General features: G+C 29.0%; 19 protein-coding genes. 17 read left to right on the top strand and 2 right to left on the bottom strand.

The features are described 5' to 3' along the window. The first annotated feature begins 74 nt into the window (after positions 1–74). Positions 75–605 (top strand): hypothetical protein, encoded by a 531-nt coding sequence (locus Q4A58_RS00255; RefSeq protein WP_303115355.1) that lies wholly within the window; start codon positions 75–77, stop codon positions 603–605. 96 nt (positions 606–701) lie between these two features. On the opposite strand, the gene Q4A58_RS00260 is transcribed toward Q4A58_RS00255, so the two are convergent. After that, positions 702–1,175: a flavodoxin gene (locus Q4A58_RS00260; protein ID WP_303115357.1), complete on the bottom strand. Its 474-nt coding sequence runs from the start codon at positions 1,173–1,175 to the stop codon at positions 702–704. A 208-nt stretch (positions 1,176–1,383) separates the two neighbouring features. Here Q4A58_RS00260 and Q4A58_RS00265 point away from each other — a divergent pair, with 208 nt between their 5' ends. Genes Q4A58_RS00265 through Q4A58_RS00290 form a run of 6 tightly spaced genes read left to right on the top strand, consistent with a single transcriptional unit; the run spans position 1,384 to position 8,123 of the window. Continuing rightward, a complete protein-coding gene (locus tag Q4A58_RS00265; RefSeq protein WP_303115359.1) occupies positions 1,384–3,720 on the top strand; it encodes an endonuclease MutS2 in 2,337 nt (778 codons plus the stop codon). Next, a complete protein-coding gene (ispD, locus tag Q4A58_RS00270; RefSeq protein ID WP_303115360.1) occupies positions 3,696–4,391 on the top strand; it encodes a 2-C-methyl-D-erythritol 4-phosphate cytidylyltransferase in 696 nt (231 codons plus the stop codon). Before Q4A58_RS00265 ends, ispD begins: the two co-directional genes overlap by 25 nt. Before the next feature lie 31 nt (positions 4,392–4,422). Continuing rightward, positions 4,423–5,841: a cysteine--tRNA ligase gene (cysS, locus tag Q4A58_RS00275; RefSeq protein WP_303115362.1), complete on the top strand. Its 1,419-nt coding sequence runs from the start codon at positions 4,423–4,425 to the stop codon at positions 5,839–5,841. Next, on the top strand, positions 5,829–6,236 hold the full coding sequence (locus tag Q4A58_RS00280; protein ID WP_303115364.1) for a ribonuclease III domain-containing protein: 408 nt from the start codon (positions 5,829–5,831) through the stop codon (positions 6,234–6,236). Before cysS ends, Q4A58_RS00280 begins: the two co-directional genes overlap by 13 nt. Then, complete coding sequence (locus Q4A58_RS00285) at positions 6,223–7,251, top strand: rod shape-determining protein (protein ID WP_303115365.1); 1,029 nt, start codon at positions 6,223–6,225, stop codon at positions 7,249–7,251. The genes Q4A58_RS00280 and Q4A58_RS00285 overlap by 14 nt, the downstream gene beginning before the upstream one ends. Next, positions 7,251–8,123 (top strand): ATPase, encoded by an 873-nt coding sequence (locus Q4A58_RS00290; protein ID WP_303115366.1) that lies wholly within the window; start codon positions 7,251–7,253, stop codon positions 8,121–8,123. The genes Q4A58_RS00285 and Q4A58_RS00290 overlap by 1 nt, the downstream gene beginning before the upstream one ends. 45 nt (positions 8,124–8,168) lie before the next feature. Here the strand turns inward: Q4A58_RS00290 and Q4A58_RS00295 are convergent, their stop codons facing one another. Continuing rightward, a complete protein-coding gene (locus tag Q4A58_RS00295) occupies positions 8,169–8,357 on the bottom strand; it encodes a hypothetical protein (RefSeq protein WP_303115367.1) in 189 nt (62 codons plus the stop codon). A 388-nt stretch (positions 8,358–8,745) separates the two neighbouring features. Here Q4A58_RS00295 and rimP point away from each other — a divergent pair, with 388 nt between their 5' ends. The 10 genes from rimP to lon all read left to right on the top strand — a co-directional run bounded on the left by rimP (position 8,746) and on the right by lon (position 21,018). After that, positions 8,746–9,213, top strand: a complete 468-nt coding sequence (rimP, locus tag Q4A58_RS00300; protein ID WP_303115368.1) for a ribosome maturation factor RimP — start codon at positions 8,746–8,748, stop codon at positions 9,211–9,213. 107 nt (positions 9,214–9,320) lie between these two features. Continuing rightward, positions 9,321–10,379, top strand: a complete 1,059-nt coding sequence (nusA, locus tag Q4A58_RS00305) for a transcription termination factor NusA (protein WP_303115369.1) — start codon at positions 9,321–9,323, stop codon at positions 10,377–10,379. Further along, complete coding sequence (locus tag Q4A58_RS00310; protein WP_303115371.1) at positions 10,379–10,948, top strand: DUF448 domain-containing protein; 570 nt, start codon at positions 10,379–10,381, stop codon at positions 10,946–10,948. The genes nusA and Q4A58_RS00310 overlap by 1 nt, the downstream gene beginning before the upstream one ends. Further along, a complete protein-coding gene (gene infB / locus Q4A58_RS00315) occupies positions 10,929–13,133 on the top strand; it encodes a translation initiation factor IF-2 (RefSeq protein WP_303115372.1) in 2,205 nt (734 codons plus the stop codon). Before Q4A58_RS00310 ends, infB begins: the two co-directional genes overlap by 20 nt. A gap of 15 nt (positions 13,134–13,148) precedes the next feature. Beyond that, on the top strand, positions 13,149–13,511 hold the full coding sequence (gene rbfA, locus Q4A58_RS00320; protein ID WP_303115374.1) for a 30S ribosome-binding factor RbfA: 363 nt from the start codon (positions 13,149–13,151) through the stop codon (positions 13,509–13,511). A gap of 8 nt (positions 13,512–13,519) precedes the next feature. Further along, complete coding sequence (recJ, locus tag Q4A58_RS00325) at positions 13,520–15,199, top strand: single-stranded-DNA-specific exonuclease RecJ (protein WP_303115375.1); 1,680 nt, start codon at positions 13,520–13,522, stop codon at positions 15,197–15,199. A 68-nt stretch (positions 15,200–15,267) separates the two neighbouring features. Next, positions 15,268–16,557: a trigger factor gene (tig, locus tag Q4A58_RS00330; protein WP_303115376.1), complete on the top strand. Its 1,290-nt coding sequence runs from the start codon at positions 15,268–15,270 to the stop codon at positions 16,555–16,557. A gap of 218 nt (positions 16,558–16,775) precedes the next feature. Continuing rightward, positions 16,776–17,357, top strand: coding sequence for an ATP-dependent Clp endopeptidase proteolytic subunit ClpP (gene clpP, locus Q4A58_RS00335; protein ID WP_303115388.1), 582 nt, complete (start codon positions 16,776–16,778; stop codon positions 17,355–17,357). A gap of 109 nt (positions 17,358–17,466) precedes the next feature. Next, complete coding sequence (clpX, locus tag Q4A58_RS00340) at positions 17,467–18,696, top strand: ATP-dependent Clp protease ATP-binding subunit ClpX (RefSeq protein ID WP_303115378.1); 1,230 nt, start codon at positions 17,467–17,469, stop codon at positions 18,694–18,696. Between the two features lie 15 nt (positions 18,697–18,711). Next, positions 18,712–21,018: an endopeptidase La gene (lon, locus tag Q4A58_RS00345; RefSeq protein ID WP_303115379.1), complete on the top strand. Its 2,307-nt coding sequence runs from the start codon at positions 18,712–18,714 to the stop codon at positions 21,016–21,018. Positions 21,019–21,023: the final 5 nt, after the last annotated feature.

Below are 21,023 nucleotides of genomic sequence, written 5' to 3' on the forward strand. Positions count from 1 at the left end.
AAAATTATGGTATAATGAACAAAATATGTAATTAATTTTTAAAATGCTAATTTGGAAAATATTTGGGAGAAAAAATGGAGATATTTACTTATCAAATAGAACTAATTAGAAAAATGGGCTTTGGGAATTGGATTAAAACATATCCTGTAAACCCGATTACTATAGTTTTGACAGTTGTAATTATTGGCTTTATAGTTCTGATAGTTAATGCAAACACTAAAAAGAAAAATGCTGAAAGAAACAAGGTTGAGGGAGCAGCTCTGCTTATACTAAAAAAACAAAATTCATTTAACAATAATTTTGCTGAACAGATAAGAGTAGTGGAAATAAATGGAGAAAAAGCTCAATGGTTTTTTTATAAGACAAGACCAGCTGTTTATCTAAAACCTGGGAAAAATGAATTAATAGTTTATGCAGAGTGGGCTCAAAGTATAAAAAGAATAATTAAGACTGCACCTAGAAAAATAGAGTTAAGTGTCGATTATGATTCAGTATATACTATCTATTATAAAATAGAAATAGATCAGTACCTGCTTTATAAAGGTGATGAGTATGAAGATAAAAAATGGGAAGAAAAACTTTCTAGTTATAATATTGTAAGTTAATAAAGAAGCCGATATAAAGACAAAGAAAGAGAGTGTGAACTTTTTTCTACACTCTCCAAAGAAATCTTTATAATCGGCTTTTTATAATTGACTTATTTAAGCTTGAATATATTCAAGAACTGCTGAAAAAGTTTTATCTTTTTTAACATCGGGCTTTTTTATTGCAAAGCCATTTTTTACTACAGCATCAGGACAAATTTTCTTAATATCTTCTATGCTCTTTCCAAGTCCACCACCATTATGATTACAGATAGGATATATAGTTTTTCCTTTACTATCCATAGTTTCAAGAAAGGAAAGAACAACATTTGGACAGGTGAACCACCAAGCTGGATAAATTAAGATAATTTGATTGTAGTCATTAACATTTTCAAGTCTATTTAAAAGTTGCACTTTTTCTTTTGAAAGTTTTTCCTTGGCAACTTGAGCTACAGCTACTGCATAAGAATTTGAATATTTTTTATCAGTTTGAATATGAAATATATCAGCTTTTAATTCATCTTTTAATAAATTAGCTATGTATTCAGAATTTCCACTCCAAGAAAAATAAGCAATTAAAACTTTTTTCATATTTCCCTCCTTATATAATGAAAATACAGTAAAACCTAAAATATTTCAATTTTATTTTAAATATATTTTAACATATTCTAACTCATTTTATATTATTTTTTTGTATAAAAAATATGGAATTGAATTATTTTAAGAAAATATATATTTTTCACCATAAATATTTAAATTTGTGCTATAATTTAAGAGAATTTAATTTTGGGAGAATGTTATGAATGTACACAGTTATAAAATTTTAGAATTTGATAAATTAAAAGAAAAAATTTTGGAAAATATAGTAATTGAAGAAAATAGAGATAGACTTATAGAGCTAGCTCCTTACAAAGATCTATCGGCCTTAAATAATGAGCTTAAGACAGTCAAAGACTTTATGGATTTAATAGAATTTGATGGTGGCTTTGAAAACACAGGTCTTAAAAATATTTGTATTTTAATAGATAAAATAAAACTTATAGGAACTTATTTAGATGTTGATGAACTTTGGGATATAAATGTAAATTTAAGATTGATAAGAGTTTTTAAAAATAGACTTGATGATTTAGGGAAATATAAACATTTAAGGGAAGTTATAGGAAATATTCCCAATTTAAAAAATATAGAAGATATTATAAATAAAACTATAGATATTGAAAGACAGATTAAAGATGATGCTTCACTTGACTTAAGGGATATAAGACTTCATAAGAAAACTCTTAATATGAATATAAAAAGAAAGTTTGAGGAGCTTTTTGAAGAAGGTTCACTTGCTAATGCTTTTCAAGATAGAATAATAACAGAAAGAGATGGCAGAATGGTAACTGCTGTTAAATATGATTTTAAAGGGCAGATTAAAGGTATAGAACATGACAGATCTGCAAGTGGACAAACAGTTTTCATAGAACCTCTTTCAATAGTTTCTTTAAACAATAAGATGAGAGAACTTGAATCCAAAGAAAAAGAGGAAATAAGAAAAATATTACTTAGAATTTCCGAGCTTTTAAGAAACAATAGAGATGATATAATCCATGTGGGAGAAAAAATAATTTATTTGGATATTTTAAATGCTAAATCTATATATGGTGTTGAGAATAAATGCAATATACCAAGTGTCAGCAATAAAGAAACGCTTTCACTTGAGCAGGCAAGACATCCATTGATTGACAGAGATAAAGTTGTACCTCTAAGTTTTGAAATAGGTAAGGATTATAATATTTTACTTATAACTGGTCCTAATACAGGTGGAAAAACAGTGGCACTAAAAACAGCAGGTTTGCTTGCTTTAATGGCACTATCCGCTATTCCTATACCAGCTTCTGAAAATTCAAAAATTGGTTTTTTTGAAGGAATTTTTGCAGATATAGGTGACGAGCAAAGTATAGAGCAATCTCTGTCATCATTTTCAGCACATTTAAAAAATATAAAAGAAATTTTAGAAAATTTGACAAAAAACTCTCTTGTTTTATTAGATGAGCTTGGTTCAGGAACTGATCCCATAGAGGGTTCAGCATTTGCTATGTCTGTAATAGATTATTTATTAGAGAAGAGATGTAAGGCTTTTATTACCACGCACTATAGTCAGGTTAAAGCCTATGGTTATAATGAACCTAGTATAGAAACAGCTTCTATGGAATTTAATACTGACACACTTTCACCAACTTATAAACTTCTTATAGGTATTCCTGGAGAAAGTAATGCCCTTACTATAGCAAGCAGGATGGGGATAGCAGATGAAATAATTCTAAAGGCTAAAAACTATATAAGTGAAGATAATAAAAAAGTAGAAAAGATGATAGAGAATATAAAGAACAAATCTCAAGAACTTGATACTTTAAGGGAAAGAATAACAAAAGTTGAGGAAGAAACAAAACTAGATAGAGAAAGAGCAAAGCAAGAAATGCTTTTAGTTGAAAAACAAAAGAGTGAAATAATAAAAAAAGCCTATGAAGATGCAGAAAAAATGATGAATGAAATGAGAGCTAAAGCATCAGCCCTTGTTGAAAAAATTCAAAAGGAAGAAAACAAAAAAGAGGATGCACAGAAACTTCAAAAAAGTCTTAATATGCTTTCATCTGCATTGAGAGAGGAAAAGAGCAAAACTGTTGAAGCTGTAAAAAATATTAAGAGAAAGGCTGAATTTAAAGTTGGAGATAGAGTATTTGTCAAAAGCATTAACCAATTTGCAACTGTTTTAAAAATAAATGAAACAAAAGAAAGTACCAATGTTCAAGCAGGTATTTTAAAGCTTGAAGTTCCTTTTGATGAAATTAAAATAGTGGAAGAAAAGAAAGAAAAAGTATACAATGTAAGTAGTCATAAAAAGAGTCCTGTTAAATATGAAATAGATTTAAGAGGAAAAATGGTTGATGAGGCAATATATGAACTGGAAACATATTTGGATAGGGCAACACTAAATTCTTATACGGAGGTCTATATAATACATGGCAAGGGTACTGGAGCTTTAAGAGAAGGTGTACTTAAATATTTAAAAACCTCAAGATATGTTAAAAATTTTAGAATTGGTGGTCATGGAGAAGGTGGTCTTGGATGTACTGTGGTAAGTCTAAAATAGGAAAAAAAGTCAGCTTTATTTTAGCAGCTGCAGGAATTGGGAAAAGAATGGCTTTAACTTATCCAAAGCAATTTTTGGAATATAAGGGGGAACCTTTATTTTATTCCAGTTTAAAAATAGCTTTTGAAAGTGAATTTATAGATGAGATTATAATAGTTACAAATGAAGAAAGCTTAGAGTACATGAATAATTTTTGTGAGCAAAAAAATATACTTTCAAAAGTAAGAAAAATAATAAAGGGTGGACAAGAAAGACAAAATTCTATATATAATGCCTTAATGGAACTTACAAAAACGGACTATGTCATTATTCAAGATGGAGTTAGACCTTTTTTAAAAGAAGAGTATATAGAGAAGACTTTGGAAGCTATTGATAAAGGGTATGATGGAGCTGTTGTAGGAGTCAAGGTAAAAGATACAGTTAAGCTTATAGATACAGATAATGAAATAATTTCTACACCAGCAAGAGATTTTATAGTATTAGTTCATACTCCCCAAACTTTTAAATTTGAAGTTTTAAAAGGTGCATATGAGGAGGCTAAAAGAAGGGGAATTGTAGCTACAGATGATGCTATGTTAGTTGAAAGAATGGATAAAAAAATTAAATTTATCCATGGGGATTATGATAATATAAAGATAACTACACAGGAAGATTTAATTTATTTAAAATAGTTAATATTAAGATTAAAAAAGGGAGAAGGAAATGATAAAAATATATAACACACTTACTGGACAACTGGATGAATTTAAACCTTTAAAGGAAAATGAAGTGTCTATGTATGTATGTGGTCCCACAGTATATAATCTTATACATATAGGAAATACAAGACCAGCAGTTTTTTTTGATACTGTTAGAAGATATTTTGAATATAGAGGATTTAAAGTAAATTATGTTCAAAATTTTACTGATGTTGATGACAAAATGATAAACAAAGCAAATGAAGAAAATATAACAATAAAAGAAGTTGCTGATAGATATATAGAGGCATACTTTGAAGATACATCAAAGTTAAATTTAAAAGAAGAGGGAATGATAAGACCTAAGGCTACAGAAAATATAAAAGAAATGATAGATATAATTTCAGCACTTATTGAAAAAGGTTATGCCTATGAATCAAATGGAGATGTATATTTTGAAGTTGAAAAGTATAAAGAGGGTTATGGGGAACTTTCAAAGCAAAAGATAGAAGATTTAAAAAGTGGAGCAAGAATAGATATAAGTGAAATAAAAAAATCTGCCATAGATTTTGTACTTTGGAAGGCATCTAAACCAAATGAACCTAGTTGGGATTCCCCTTGGGGTAAGGGAAGACCAGGATGGCATATAGAATGTTCGGCTATGTCAAGAAAGTACCTTGGAGATAGCTTTGATATTCATGGTGGAGGGCAAGATTTGATATTTCCACATCATGAAAATGAAATTGCACAATCTAAGTGTGGCTGTGGTGGAACTTATGCAAGATATTGGATGCATAATGGTTATATAAATATAAATGGTGAAAAAATGTCTAAATCAGGTTCGTTTGTACTATTGAGACAAATACTTGAAAGATTTGATGGCAGAGTAATTCGTTTATTTATATTAGGAGCTCATTATAGAAAACCAATGGAATTTTCTGATTTTGAATTAAATCAATCTAAGTCAGCTCTTGAAAGAATTGAAAACACATTAAAGAGAGTTAAGGAATTAGATAGAGAAAACTTAAATGGTAAAAATAATTTACAAGATTTAAAAATTTTTAAAGAAAAAATGGAGAAAAACTTCATAGAAGCTATGGATGAAGATTTTAATACTGCTCAGGCTTTAGGCTATATATTTGAACTTATAAAAGCTACAAATAAAGCTATTGATGAAGGAAAATTTTCAACAGAAGGAATGCTTGTAATGGATGAAGTTTATAACTATTTAACTACTGTTATAGAAGAAGTTTTAGGCATAAAATTAAAACTGGAAGCAGATGTAAGTAATATATCAGCAGAGCTTATAGAATTTATATTAGAATTAAGAAGAGAGGCGAGAGCTGAAAAAAATTGGTCTTTATCTGATAAAATAAGAGATAGACTTCTTGAGATGGGTATACAAATAAAAGATGGAAAGGATAAAACTACATGGACAATGTAGAAGATATAAAGAAGGATATAAGAGAATATAGTGGCATAGAACTAGCCTACTTAGGAGATGCAGTTTGGGAACTAGAAGTTAGGAATTATTTTATAAAACAAGGTTATTCAATTTTAAATTTAAATAAACTTGTTAAGTCTAAAGTTAATGCTAAGTCACAGAGTTTATTTTTTAAAGAATTGTTTGAAGAACTGGAAGAAGAAGAAAAAAATATAGCTAGAAGAGCTAAAAATAGTAATATAAAAACCTTTCCAAAATCTTGTACAGTTATGGAATATAAAGAAGCCACTGCTTTTGAGGCGATAATAGGTGCACTGTATTTAAAAAATAAAAGGGAAACGATTTTAAAAATTTTAAAAAAATTTATAAAGGGAGATGAAGATGGGGCTATTTAGTTTTAAATCAAATAGGAGTATAGGTATTGACTTGGGAACTGCAAACACCCTAGTTTACAGTAAAAAACATAAAAAAATAGTTTTAAATGAGCCGTCAGTTGTGGCAGTGGAAAGAGAAACGAGAAAGGTCTTAGCAGTTGGTAATGAAGCTAAGGAAATGTTAGGAAAAACTCCTGATTCAATCGTAGCAGTTAGACCTTTAAGTGAGGGAGTTATAGCTGATTATGATATAACGGAGGCTATGATAAAATATTTTATAAAGAAAATTTTTGGGACATATAGATTTTTTATGCCAGAAATAATGATCTGTGTCCCTATAGATGTAACTGGGGTAGAAAAAAGAGCAGTTTTAGAAGCAGCAATTTCGGCGGGAGCTAAAAAAGCATACTTAATAGAAGAGGCAAGAGCAGCAGCATTAGGTTCAGGAATGGATATAGCAGCACCTGAAGGGAACTTAATAATAGATATTGGAGGAGGTTCTACAGATGTTGCAGTCATTTCATTGGGAGGGACTGTTGTCAGTAAAACAATAAGAATAGCTGGAAATAATTTTGATGCTGATATTATTAAATATGTAAAAAAGACATACAATCTTTTGATTGGGGAAAAGACAGCTGAAGAGATAAAAATGAAGATAGGAACTGCACTTCCTCTTGAAGAAGAAGAAACAATGGAAGTAAAAGGGAGAGATTTAATAATGGGGCTTCCTAAAACAGTTGTTATAAGTTCGGAAGAAGTTAGGGAAGCTATAAAGGATTCTTTAAATGAAATATTACAGGCTGTTAAATCTGTACTTGAAAAAACACCACCAGAACTTGCTTCTGATATAGTTGATAAGGGAATGATTATGACAGGTGGAGGTTCGCTTATAAGAAATTTCCCAGAAATGATATCAAAGCATACAAATTTAAAAGTTTCTCTAGCTGAAAATCCACTTGAAAGTGTTGTTATGGGAGCTGGATTAGCCTTAGACCAAATAGAAATATTGAGAAAAATTGAAAAGGCAGAAAGATAATGTTAGATGAGTTTTTAAAAAATGAATTGTCATTTGATAGAGAATCAGGGACTTATTTGTTTTATGGAGATGATGTAGAAAGAAATTTTGAGCTTGCTCTTGAATTTGCAAAACATCTCTTTTCTAAAAATATAAAGGATTTGAAAAATATAGAGAGTATAAAACAAAAAGTTGATAGGCAAACTTATTCAGATTTATATGTTATAGATAACTTGAATATAGATATAGCAAGAGATATGATAAAAAAAAGTTACAGTAGTTCGCATGAAGGAAATGCAAAAGTTTTTATTTTAAAAAATATTCAAGACATAAGAAAAGAGAGTGCAAATGCCATATTAAAAATTATTGAAGAGCCTACTAAAGATAACTTTTTTATTCTATTGTCCAAGCATTTAAATATATTAACGACCATAAGATCTCGTTCTATAATCTATAGGGTAAAAAGGGCTACAGCCGAAGAGTTAGGTGTGGATAAATATAGTTATGAATTTTTTTTAGCTTCTTCCACAGACATAAAGAAGTTTAAACAAAGTAGTATAAATTTATCAGAAGAAGTTTCTTTTAAATCTATAGGGAAATTTATAAAGGCATATGAAACAGAGGAGAAAATAGAGGAAAAAGTTAATATATATAAGGCACTGAGAGATTTTGTTATTAAATCTGAAAATTTAAAATTATATGAAAAAATAAAATTTGCAGAAGATATCAATAGCAACATAACAAACAGGGAAAATGTTAAATTAGTTGTTGATTATCTTATAAATTTAGTAAAAAGAAATAAAAATTTAAAAGGAAAACTTTATCTCAAAAAAATGCTTAGATATCCTGTAAACTTAAAATTATTTTTTATAAATTTAATATTAGAAATATAAAAAAGGGCTGTTGCAAATTTTTAAATTGTAACAGCCCTAAATTTTTTAATCTACATTTATATATTTATCTATTGCTAATTTAATAGCTTTATATTGTTCGTCAGAAAGTCCTAAATCTTTAATTTCTTTTAATAAAGAATTATATCTTATATCTCCGATTTTTAATGCAGCTAGTTCTTCTTTTTTTCTTTCAATTACCTCATCAACAAAACTTACTTTTTTTTCTTTTTCCATTTTTCTTCACTCCTTCTTTATAATTAATAAGAATATTTAAAATAATAAACACTAAAGTCAATTAATTACAAGAGACTAGAGAGTAAAAGTATATGTTGTTCAAACAGATGTGTGCAGCATTCACATATCTTTTAAACATAAAATTTTTTATTGTAAACATACATACACACCTCCTAAAATCTAGATTAATTTTGTCATAAATATATTATACATCTTTTTTAAAAAAAATCAATAGATAAAGAAAAAATTTTTTAAAAAATTTTACTGTTCTGTAAACAAAAATTTGATTTTTTTTCAAAATTGTGTTAGAATTATCTATAAACAAAAGGCAGTAGGGAGTGGACAAACCACTCCCTACTTTTATAGAAAAATAGAAAGAGGTGATGAAATGGAAAAAAATGACATTGAAAAAAAGATAGAAAAAATTGTAGAACCTTTCATAAAAGAAATGGAGCTTTCACTTGTTGATGTAGAGTATCTTCAAGAAGGAGGTTACTGGTATCTAAGAATTTTTATTGAAAATTTAAATGGCGATTTAAATATCGAAGATTGCAGTAAGTTGAGTGCTAAAATAGAAAATCAAATTGAAGATGTAATAGATAAAAGATTCTTTCTAGAAGTTTCTTCACCTGGTTTAGAAAGACCTTTAAAAAAAATAGAAGATTTTGTAAGATTTAAGGGAGAAAAGGTAAGTTTACATTTAAAGCATAAAATGAATGATAGAAAGCAATTTAAAGCTGTTATAAAGGATGTTAAAGACGAAAAAATTATTTTCGAAATAGATAAAGAATTAGTTGAGATAGAATTTAAGGAGATAAGAAAGACTAATATTTTATTTGAATTTAATGATTTTTAAAAATAGAATTTATTTTAAGGAAATTATTAAAATAATCTACTTGACGCAGCTACAATCCTAAATAATGAAAAACTTAGAGAAGTTTAATAATTGGAGGTAAGAAAAAGATGAAAGCTAAGGATTCTAAAATTTTCTTAGAGGCATTAGATGAGCTTGAAAGAGAAAAGGGAATAAAGAAAGAAAGCGTTTTAGAAGCAATAGAACTAGCATTATTAGCAGCCTATAAAAAAAATTATGGAGAAGATGAAAATGTTGAAGTTCTAATGGATAGGGAAAATGGAGATATTAAGGTGTATGCAAAAAAAAGAGTTGTAGAAAATGAAATAAACCTTGATAGAAACCAAGAGATTTCAATTGAAGAAGCAACTAATATTAAAAAGAGAGTAAAAGTTGGGGATATTTTAAAAATTGAAATAAACTGTGAAGAATTTAGAAGAAATGCCATACAAAATGCTAAGCAAATAGTTATACAAAAAGTTAGAGAGGCAGAAAGAGAATTTATATATGAGAAGTTCAAGGAAAAAGAAGGCGATATTCTCACTGGAATCATTAGAAGAATAGATGAAAGAAGAAATATATTTATAGAATTTTTTGGAATAGAGCTTATGTTAAGTCCAGCAGAACAATCTCAAACGGATATATATAGAGTGAGTGAAAGAATAAAAGTATTTCTAGTTTCAGTTGAAAGAACTAATAAATTTCCTAAGATAATTATTTCAAGAAAACATGAAGGCTTATTAAAGAAATTATTTGAATTAGAAATTCCAGAGATAAGTTCAGGTATGATAGAAATTAAATCTTTAGCGAGAGAAGCAGGTTCCAGAGCTAAGGTTGCTGTTCATTCAGAAGTTCCAAACCTTGATATAGTTGGGGCTTGTGTTGGTCAAAAAGGAACTAGAATAAAGAATATAGTAAATGAACTGAATGGAGAAAAAATAGATATAGTTATTTGGAAGGAAGAAATAAAAGATTTTGTTTCGGCAGTTTTAAGTCCAGCTGAGGTTGAAAATGTTGATATACTTGAAGATGGGACAGCAAGAGTCCTAGTAAAACCTTCACAGCTTTCATTAGCGATAGGGAAAAACGGTCAAAATGCAAGGCTTGCAGCAAGGTTAACAGGAATGAGAGTGGATATAAAAGTTCTAGATGATGAAGAGGAAATTTAATGTCAGAAAAAAATCATGTACCAGAGAGAAGTTGTGTAGTATGTAGAGCTAAAAAAAATAAATTTGATTTATTTAGGCTCATAAAGTCAAATGAAGAAAAATATATATTTGATAGTAATTATAAAGCTCAATCAAGAGGGATATATGTATGTAAATCGTCTACATGTTTAGAAAGATTATCAAAACATAAAAAATTTAAAGTGGATACTGATAACTTGCTAAAAATGATAACTTTAATAAATAAGAAAAAGAAAAACTATTTAAATATATTAAGTCCAATGAAAAATTCTGGAAAACTGATATTTGGTATAAATTTATTTTTTGAAAACATAGAAAATATTTATTATATACTGATAGCTGAAGATATAGCAGACAAAAATAGAGAAAAAATACTAAATAAAGCTAAAGAATATAAAATTCCCTTTTTATTTGTTGGGGATAAGAAAAGTTTGGGAAAAATTTTTGATAAAGAAGAAGTCAATGTCATAGGTATTAAAGATAAGAATATGGCAAGGGGACTAATAATTAAGTCTACTAAGGAGGTACTTAATGAAAACAAGAGTTCATGAATTAGCAAAAAAACATGCTATTAAAAATAAAGAGTTTTTAGAAATATTAAAAAAAGATATAGGTATAAGCGTTACATCACATCTATCGAATTTAGATGAGGATCAGGTCAAGGAAATAGATAGTTATTTCTCTAAAATGAATATGTTAAAGGTAGCAGATGCAGAGCCTGCTAAACAATATAATAAAAAAGATAAAAAAGATGAAAAACCGATAAGAAAGATAATAGATGAAGAAGAGGAAGACGATGAGGATATACTGGAAAGTTCTCATAGTCAAAAATCTAAAAAGAGTAAACAACAAAAAAATAAGAAGAATTTTAGTCTTGAAGAAGGCAAGCACAAAGGTAAGAAGAAAAAGGGAAGAAGAACGGACTTCGTATTAAAAACAGTTGAGACAACACCTGATGTAGTTGAAGAAGATGGAGTAAAAATAATAAAGTTTAGAGGAGAGCTAACTTTAGGTGATTTTGCAGAGAAACTTGGAATAAATAGCAGTGAAATAATAAAAAAATTATTTTTAAAAGGTCAAATACTTACTATAAACAGCACTTTAAGTTTAGAAATGGCGGAAGAGTTAGCCATGGATTATGATGCTTTAGTTGAAGAAGAGGAAGAAGTACAGTTAGAATTTGGAGAAAAATTTGCACTTGAGATAGAAGATAAGAGCAGTGATTTAATAGAAAGACCTCCTGTTATAACGATTATGGGACATGTAGATCATGGAAAAACATCTTTGCTTGATGCAATTAGAACAACTAATGTTGTAAGTGGTGAAGCTGGAGGTATTACACAAAAAATAGGTGCATATCAAGTGGAAAGAGAAGGCAAGAAAATAACCTTTGTAGATACACCTGGTCACGAAGCTTTTACAGATATGAGAGCGAGAGGAGCTCAGGTTACAGATATAGCTATACTTGTAGTAGCAGCAGATGATGGAGTTATGCCACAGACAGTTGAAGCTCTTTCTCACGCAAAAGTTGCAAAAGTTCCAGTAATTGTGGCAGTTAATAAGATAGATAAACCAGAAGCTAATCCTATGAAAGTAAAACAAGAGCTTATGGAGCATGGTCTGGTTTCAGTGGAATGGGGAGGAGATGTAGAATTTGTTGAAGTTTCTGCAAAGCAAAGATTAAACTTAGATACTTTACTTGATACGATTTTAATAACTGCTGAAATATTAGAATTAAAAGCTAACCCTAAAAAAAGAGCAAAGGCAGTTGTAATGGAATCAAAACTTGATCCTAAAATAGGACCTGTTGCAAATATATTAGTTCAAGAAGGAACTTTAAAAATAGGGGATGTTATTGTAGCAGGAGAAGTTCAAGGAAAAGTTAAGGCTTTATTAAATGATAGAGGAGAAAGAGTAAAATCAGTTACAGTTTCTCAACCAGCTGAAGTAATAGGATTTAATAATGTTCCTAATGCTGGGGATACAATGTATGTAATTCAAAATGAACAACATGCAAAACGTATAGTTGAAGAGGTTAGAAAAGAAAGAAAGATTCAAGAAACGACAAAGAAAACTATATCATTGGAAGCCTTATCAGCTCAACTTGAACATGAAAATTTAAAAGAATTAAACTTAATCTTAAGAGCGGACTCTAAAGGTTCTGTTGATGCATTAAAAGACTCACTTTTAAAACTTTCTAATGATGAGGTGGCTGTAAATATTATTCAAGCAGCATCTGGTGCCATAACAGAAAGTGATATTAAACTAGCAGAAACGGCAGGGGCAATAATAATTGGGTATAATGTAAGACCTACAACTAAAGCTATAAAAGAAGCTGAAGCAAGTAAGGTAGAGATAAGAACATCAAGTATTATTTATCATATAACAGAGGATATTGAAAAAGCTCTATCTGGAATGTTGGAACCTGAATTTAAAGAAAACTACTTAGGAAGAATAGAAATAAAGAAAGTTTTTAAAGTATCTAAAGTTGGAAATATAGCTGGTTGTGTTGTGGTTGATGGAAGAGTTAGAAATGATTCAAATATAAGAATACTTAGAGACAGTATAGTTGTTTATGAAGGTAAACTTTCATCATTAAAGAGATTTAAAGATGATGCAAAAGAGGTAGTTGTAGGGCAAGAATGTGGACTTGGAGTTGAAAATTTCAATGACATAAAAGAAGGAGATATAGTAGAAGCTTTTGAAATGATAGAAGTAAAAAGAACATTAAAATAGGGTGAGGTGATTTATATGAAAAAACAAAGACTCGCTGGGATAGAGAAAGAAATTTTAAGAGTTATCTCAAAAGTGATAATGGAAGAGATTAAAAACCCTAAAATAAGCGGAATGGTTAGCGTTACAAAAGTTTCGGTAACAGAAGATTTGAAATATGCAGACACTTATTTTAGTGTATTACCTTCGGTAGGTCAAACGGAAAAGGAACTTTCTCAGGAAGAACTCTTGGAAAATCTTAACCAAATAAAAGGATTTTTGCGTAAGAGATTAGCTGAAGAAGTAGAAATAAGATATATTCCTGAAATAAGAGTTAAAATAGATAATTCAATTGAAAATGCAATAAGAATCACTAAGCTTTTAAATGATTTGAAAGTTTAGTGGTGCACATGAGTGGGAAAAAAATAAAATCACATGAGCTGCTAAGGCAAATATTTGAAAAAAGAAATCTAATGACTGATTATGATATTGAAAAATTTACAAATCCAAATTTTTTAGATTTCAGAAATCCCTTTGATTTTGAAAATATGGATAAAATAATTGATAAAATTATAAAAGCTGATAAAGAAGGGGGAAAAATATTTATCTATGGTGATTATGATGTAGACGGGATAAGTGGAACAGCTTTTTTGGTAAGATTTTTGAGAGATATAAATTATAATGTCGATTATTATATACCAAACAGAACTGAAAGTGAATATGGAGTTTCTCGTAAAAATATAGATTTTTTCTATAAGAAAAATGGGAAATTAATTATAACAGTAGATACAGGCTATAATAGTATAGAGGATGTTAAATATGCAAGAAGTTTAGGAATGGATATAATAGTAACAGATCATCATAAAACTGTTAAGGAAAGTTTTGATGATGAGATACTATATTTAAATCCAAAACTTAGTAAAAATTATAAGTTTAAAAATTTATCAGGGGCAGGGGTGGCATTTAAGTTGGCTCAGGGTATCTGTATAAGGTTAAATCTAGATATGGATCTTATATATAAGTATCTTGATATAGTAATGATAGGAACTATTGCAGATGTCGTTCCCATGATAGATGAGAACAGAATTATTATAAAAAATGGTTTAAAAATAATAAAAAACACGAATATAAAAGGTTTATCATATCTTCTTAATTATTTAAGGTTAAATAAAAAAGAAATGACAACAACAGATGTAAGCTATTATATATCACCACTTATAAATTCTTTAGGAAGAGTTGGGATATCAAAAGTTGGAGCGGATTTTTTTATAAAAGAAGATGACTTTGATCTATATAATATAATTGAAGATATGAAAACTTTGAATAAAGAAAGAAGAAGCTTAGAAAAAATAATTTATGATGATGCTATGAAAAAAATTCAAAGAATAGGTTTAGATAGAGATGAAACTCCTATTTTAATACTTTCGTCGCCTAAATGGCATTCAGGTGTAATAGGAGTTGTATCTTCAAGGCTTAGTTTAAAATATCATAAACCAGTTATACTGATAGCATTTGAGGGAGATTATGGAAAGGCATCTTGTAGGAGTGTGGCTAATATTAGTATTTTTAATCTTTTATCAGAAGTTAAACATTTGCTTGTGAGATATGGTGGACATGATTTAGCAGCAGGTTTTGTAATACATAAAAGTAAACTTACAGACTTAAAAGATTATTTAATAAAAAATACACCTCTTATAAAATCAAATGATGAATTAGAAATTAAAAATTGCGAAGAGGAAGCTATTAAATATGATTTTGAAGTTTCGATTGATGAGATAGATTCCGAAATTTTTAAGTTTATAGATTTAATGGGACCTTTTGGTTCACATAATCCACATATTTTATTTTACTCTAAAAATGTAAAGTTTAGAAATTTAAAGACCTTTGGAATAGACTTCAGACATTTCAATGGAGAAATAATAAAAAATCATGTGAAATATAATACAGTAGGCTTTGATATGTCGGAGAAAATAGAAGAGAAAAAATATGAGGATAGAGTGTATGATATAGTTTATTATCCAGAAAAGATAGTTCTTAAAGATGAAGAGGTCATACAGATAGTATTAAAAGATATTATTAAAAAAATATAGAGAATGTAAAAATAAGTTGTGCTGAATTTCTTATATGTTCAGTACAAAAATTGAGGAGGAAGTAAGTAATGAAATACGAAGTAAAAAAGCTAGAAAGATCAGCAGTAGAGGTAAAAATTTTCTTAGACAAGGAAGAATTAAACCCAATTTTGGATAAAACTGTAAAAAAAGTTGCTGATAATATTGAAATACCAGGATTTAGAAAGGGAAAAGCTCCAAAAGAAGCAGTTATAAACGCAAATAGAGAGCAAATATCTGAAGAAGTAGCTGGGGAAGCAATTAATTCTAATTTTATAGAAATAATAGAAAAAGAAAAAATAGAGCCAGTTAGCTATGTAAGAATAAAAAATATAGACTTGAATAATACTTTAGAAGTAATTTTTGATATAGACGTCTATCCTGAATTTGAAATATCAAATTATAAAGGTTTAGAAGTAGAAAAAAGAACTTTTGAAATGACTGATGAAAGATTAAATAAAGAAATTGAAACATTGTTAAATACAAATTCTAAATTAGAAGAAGTAATAGAAAATGAATATAAAGCTGAATTAGGAGATACTGTTGATCTAGCATTTGAAGGATTTATGGACGGAGTTCCTTTTGAAGGTGGTAAGGCAGAATCTCATTTATTAAAACTGGGAAGTAAGAGTTTTATAGATAACTTTGAAGAGCAACTAGTAGGATATGTGAAGGGACAAGAGGGAGAAATAAATGTAAAATTCCCTGAAGAGTATCATTCAAATGAGCTAGCAGGAAAACCAGCTTTATTCAAAGTAAAAATAAATGCTATAAAAAAATTGGTAAAGCCAGAATTAAACGATGATTTTGCAAAAACTTTATCTTATGAGTCTTTGGAAGATTTAAAAGCTAAAAAAGCTGAAGAAATAACAAGAAGAGAAAAAGACATAATAGAAAATGAATATACAGGTAAATTATTAGAAGAAATAGCAAAAAATACTACTATAGAGATTCCTGTTTCTATGGTTAACGCAGAAATTGACAATAGAATGAGAGAAATGGAATACCAACTATCAGCTCAAGGTTTCAAAGTTGATGATTATTTAAAAATGATGGGAGCGAATAAAGAAATGTTTGCAGCACAAATAACTCCTTCTGCTGAGATGAAAGTAAAAACAGATTTAATTTTAGCAAAAATAGCTAAATTAGAAAATGTTGAAGTAAGTCCAGAAGAAATTTCATCTAAAATGGAAGAAGTTGCAAAGATGTATGGTATGGATATTACAGCTTTAGAAAATGAGTTAAAGAAATACAATAATTTAGAAAATTTTAAAGCATCTCTACATACAGATATAATGATGAAGAAAGCTATAGATGTTGTAATTAGTAATGCAAAATAGAAAATAAATAACTTTAAGTTAGGGGCTGTTGTAAATTTATCTTTTTAGATTTCTTATAGAATATAAGTTATTATAAAATTTGAAAGACTTGAAGATACAAAGTCCCTAGCTTTAAAATTTTCTTATTTTAATTGATAGAATAATTAAATTTTTAAGTTTAATGGTTGATTTTAATTATTGTATTATTTAAAAGAAGGGAGGAGAATATGTTTAAAAATATGTATAGTCCAACAGTAATAGATAATAATGGGAAGTCAGAAAGAGCTTATGATATATATTCAAGATTATTAAAAGACAGAATTATATTTTTAGGAACAGCAATAGATGAAACAGTTGCAAATTCGATAATAGCACAGCTTTTATATCTTGAGGCTGAAGATCCTGAAAAAGATATAATAATGTATATAAACAGTCCAGGAGGAAGCGTAACTGATGGTCTTGCTATTTTTGATACGATGAATTATATTAGACCAGATGTACAAACAGTATGCGTTGGACAAGCAGCAAGTATGGGAGCTTTCTTATTAGCTGCTGGAGCAAAGGGGAAAAGATATGCTCTTGAAAACTCTAGAATAATGATACATCAGCCTTTAATTTCTGGTGGTCTTAGAGGTCAAGCTACAGATATTTCTATTCATGCCAATGAACTTTTAAAAATAAAGGAGAAGCTAGCTGAAATTTTGGCAAAAAATACAGGAAAAATAAAATCAGAAATACTAAGAGATACAGAAAGAGACAATTATTTTAGCTCACAGGAGGCTAAAGAATACGGTCTTATAGATGCAGTTTTTACAAGATAATCTTTTATATTAATAGATTATAGGCTAAAGATTATTATTTAAAAATTAGATTTATACAGACTTTTAGAAAATAATTTAGTTCTGTAGCACTTTCAAGAAAGGAGAAATTATGGACAAATGTTCATTCTGTGGTAGGACAGAAAGAGAAGTTTTCAAGTTATTTGCAGGAAATAATGGAGTTTTAATTTGTGATAACTGTGTTGAAAACTGTTATGAACTTTTGGAGGAGTATGAGGATAATAAATATTTAGAAAATAAAAAGAGCTTAAGTGATATAAAGCTTTTAAAACCAATGGAAATAAAAGAAAGATTAGATGAATATGTAATAGGGCAAGAAGAAGCTAAAAAAGTCTTATCTGTTGCTGTGTACAATCACTATAAAAGGATTTTAAATAGTTCCGAAGATGATGATGGAGTTGAGCTACAGAAGTCAAATGTTTTACTTATAGGTCCAACAGGTTCTGGAAAAACATTATTAGCACAAACACTGGCTAGAATATTAAGCGTTCCCTTTGCTATAGCAGATGCCACAACACTTACTGAGGCAGGCTATGTGGGAGATGATGTTGAAAATGTTCTAGTTAGACTGATTCAGGCATGTGACTATGATATTGAAAGTGCTGAAAGAGGAATAATCTATATAGATGAATTTGATAAAATAGCAAGAAAATCAGAAAATGTTTCAATAACTAGAGATGTTTCAGGAGAAGGAGTCCAACAAGCACTTTTGAAAATTATAGAAGGAACAAAATCTCAGGTTCCACCTCAAGGGGGAAGAAAGCATCCAAACCAAGAGTTGATAGAGATAGATACTAAAAATATACTTTTTATAGTTGGTGGAGCTTTTGAAGGTTTAGAAAAACTTATAAAGGCAAGAACAAATAAAAAAGTTTTAGGTTTTGGTGCAGAAGTATCCAAAAAAGATGAAGTAGGAACAGAGGGAGAATTTTTTAAGAAGGTTCTTCCTGAAGATTTAGTAAAGCAAGGAATTATCCCAGAGCTTGTAGGAAGATTACCAATAATTTCAACTTTGGATAACCTAGATGAACAGGCTATGATAAACATACTAACTAAACCTAAAAATGCTATAGTAAAGCAATATAAAAAACTTTGTAAGTTAGAAGGAATAGACTTAGAGTTTACTGAGGAAGCATTGGTAGAAATTGCAAATAGAGCACTTAAAAGAAAAATAGGAGCAAGGGGTCTTAGAGCGATAATAGAGCATACAATGCTTGACTTAATGTATGAAATCCCTTCAAAAAATGACATAAGAAAAATTACTATAACTAAAGAAACTATAGATGATTATAAAAAAGCAAAGATAGATTACAAAATTTAGTAACAAGGAGGAATCATGACAAAAACACCTTTTTTACCAGTTAGAGATTTAGTTATATTTCCTGGAGTAGTTACACCTATATATGTAGGAAGAGCAAATAGCATAACTACTTTAGAGAAAGCTGTTGCAAATAAAACTAAACTTGTATTGGGACTACAAAAAGATCCAACTCAGGAGAACCCAACTTTTGATGGAGATATCTATGAGGTTGGTGTTTTAGCAAACATATTACAAATAATAAAAATACCAAATAATAATATAAAAGTTATTGTTGAAGCTGAAAGCAGAATAAAAATAAAAAGTATTGAAACAATTGAAAATGAATATGTAGCAACTTATAGCTCTATAAAAGAAACAGCAGCTACTGGAGTGGAAACAGAGGCAATATATAGAAAGGTTTTTTCAAAATTTGAAAAATATGTAAGTACTATAGGGAAGTTTTCATCTGATTTAATATTAAATTTAAAGAATATAGAAAATTTTTCAAATGGTTTTGATATAATGGCTTCTAATCTAAATATATCATCTGATAAAAAGCAGGAGTTATTGGAAATAACAAATGTAAAAGATAGAGGATATAAAATTTTAGATAATATAATAGCTGAAATGGAAATAGCTTCACTTGAAAAGGTTATAGATGATAAAGTAAAAAATAAAATGAATGAAGCACAAAGAGCTTATTATTTGAAAGAAAAAATCTCTGTTATGAAAGAAGAATTGGGAGATTTTTCTCAGGATGATGACATCATAGAACTTGTAGAAAGGCTAGAAAATACAAAGCTTCCTAAAAATGTCAAAGAAAAATTGGAAGCTGAGCTAAAAAAACTTACTAAGATGCAACCTTTCTCTGCAGAATCATCAGTTACAAGAAATTATATAGAAGCTGTTTTAGATTTACCATGGGGAAAGACTACAAAAGATGTTTTAGATTTAAAAAAGGCCTCTTCAATATTGGAAAGGGATCATTATGGACTTAAAGATGCCAAAGAAAAAGTTTTAGATTATTTGGCTGTAAAAAAATTAAATCCATCTATGAATGGTGTAATTTTATGTCTTTCTGGACCTCCAGGTATAGGTAAGACATCACTTGTAAAGTCAATAGCTGAGTCTATGGGAAGGAAATTTGTAAGAGTCTCTTTAGGTGGAGTAAGAGATGAAGCAGAAATTCGAGGTCATAGAAGAACTTATGTAGGTTCTATGCCTGGAAAAATTATGAGAGCTATGAAGGAAGCGGGAACTAATAATCCTGTTATCTTGCTTGACGAAATAGATAAAATGTCTAATGATTTTAAAGGAGATCCAGCTTCTGCTATGCTTGAAGTTTTAGATCCAGAGCAAAACAAACATTTTGAGGATCACTATATAGATCTAGCATTCGACTTGTCTAAAGTATTTTTTGTAGCAACTGCTAATGACTTAAGAAATGTTTCTGCACCTCTTAGAGATAGAATGGAGATATTAAATCTATCATCATATACTGAATTTGAAAAAGTACATATTGCTCAAAATTATTTATTAAAACAGGCTAAGAGAGAAAATGGACTTGATAAAGTTGAAGTAAAAATTTCTGACAAAGTTCTATTTAAATTGATAGATGAATATACAAGAGAAGCGGGAGTAAGAAATTTAAAGAGAGAAATTGTTAATATCTGTAGAAAGCTTGCAAGAGAAGTTGTTGAAAAAGATATTAAAAAATTTAATATAAAGGCTAATGATTTGGAAAAATATTTAGGTAAGGCTAAATTTAGACCTGAAAAAACAAAAAAAGCTGTTGGGAAGATAGGCGTTGTAAATGGACTGGCATGGACAGCTGTAGGAGGAGTGACGCTTGATGTACAAGGTGTTGATGTAGCAGGAAAAGGTGATGTAACTCTTACAGGGACTTTAGGAAATGTAATGAAGGAATCAGCACAAGTTGCAATGACTTATGTAAAAGCAAATTTAAAGAAATACATTCCTAAAGATGAAAATTTCTTCAAGGATAGAAATATACATCTACACTTCCCAGAAGGAGCAACTCCAAAGGATGGTCCTTCAGCAGGTATAACTATAACTACTGCAATAATATCAGTTCTTACAAATAAAAAAGTAAGACAGGATATTGCTATGACAGGAGAAATTACAATAACAGGAGAAGTTTTAGCTATTGGTGGAGTTAGAGAAAAAGTTATAGGTGCTCACAGAGCTGGAATTAAAGAAGTTATTTTGCCTGATGACAATAGAAAAGATGTAGATGAAATACCAGAAGAGTTAAAGGCTATAATGACTATATATTTTGCAAAAACTTATGATGATGTTGCAAAACTTGTTTTTACAAAATAAAAGAG

The organism is Fusobacterium sp. (assembly GCF_030528405.1).
GTDB lineage: Bacteria > Fusobacteriota > Fusobacteriia > Fusobacteriales > Fusobacteriaceae > Fusobacterium.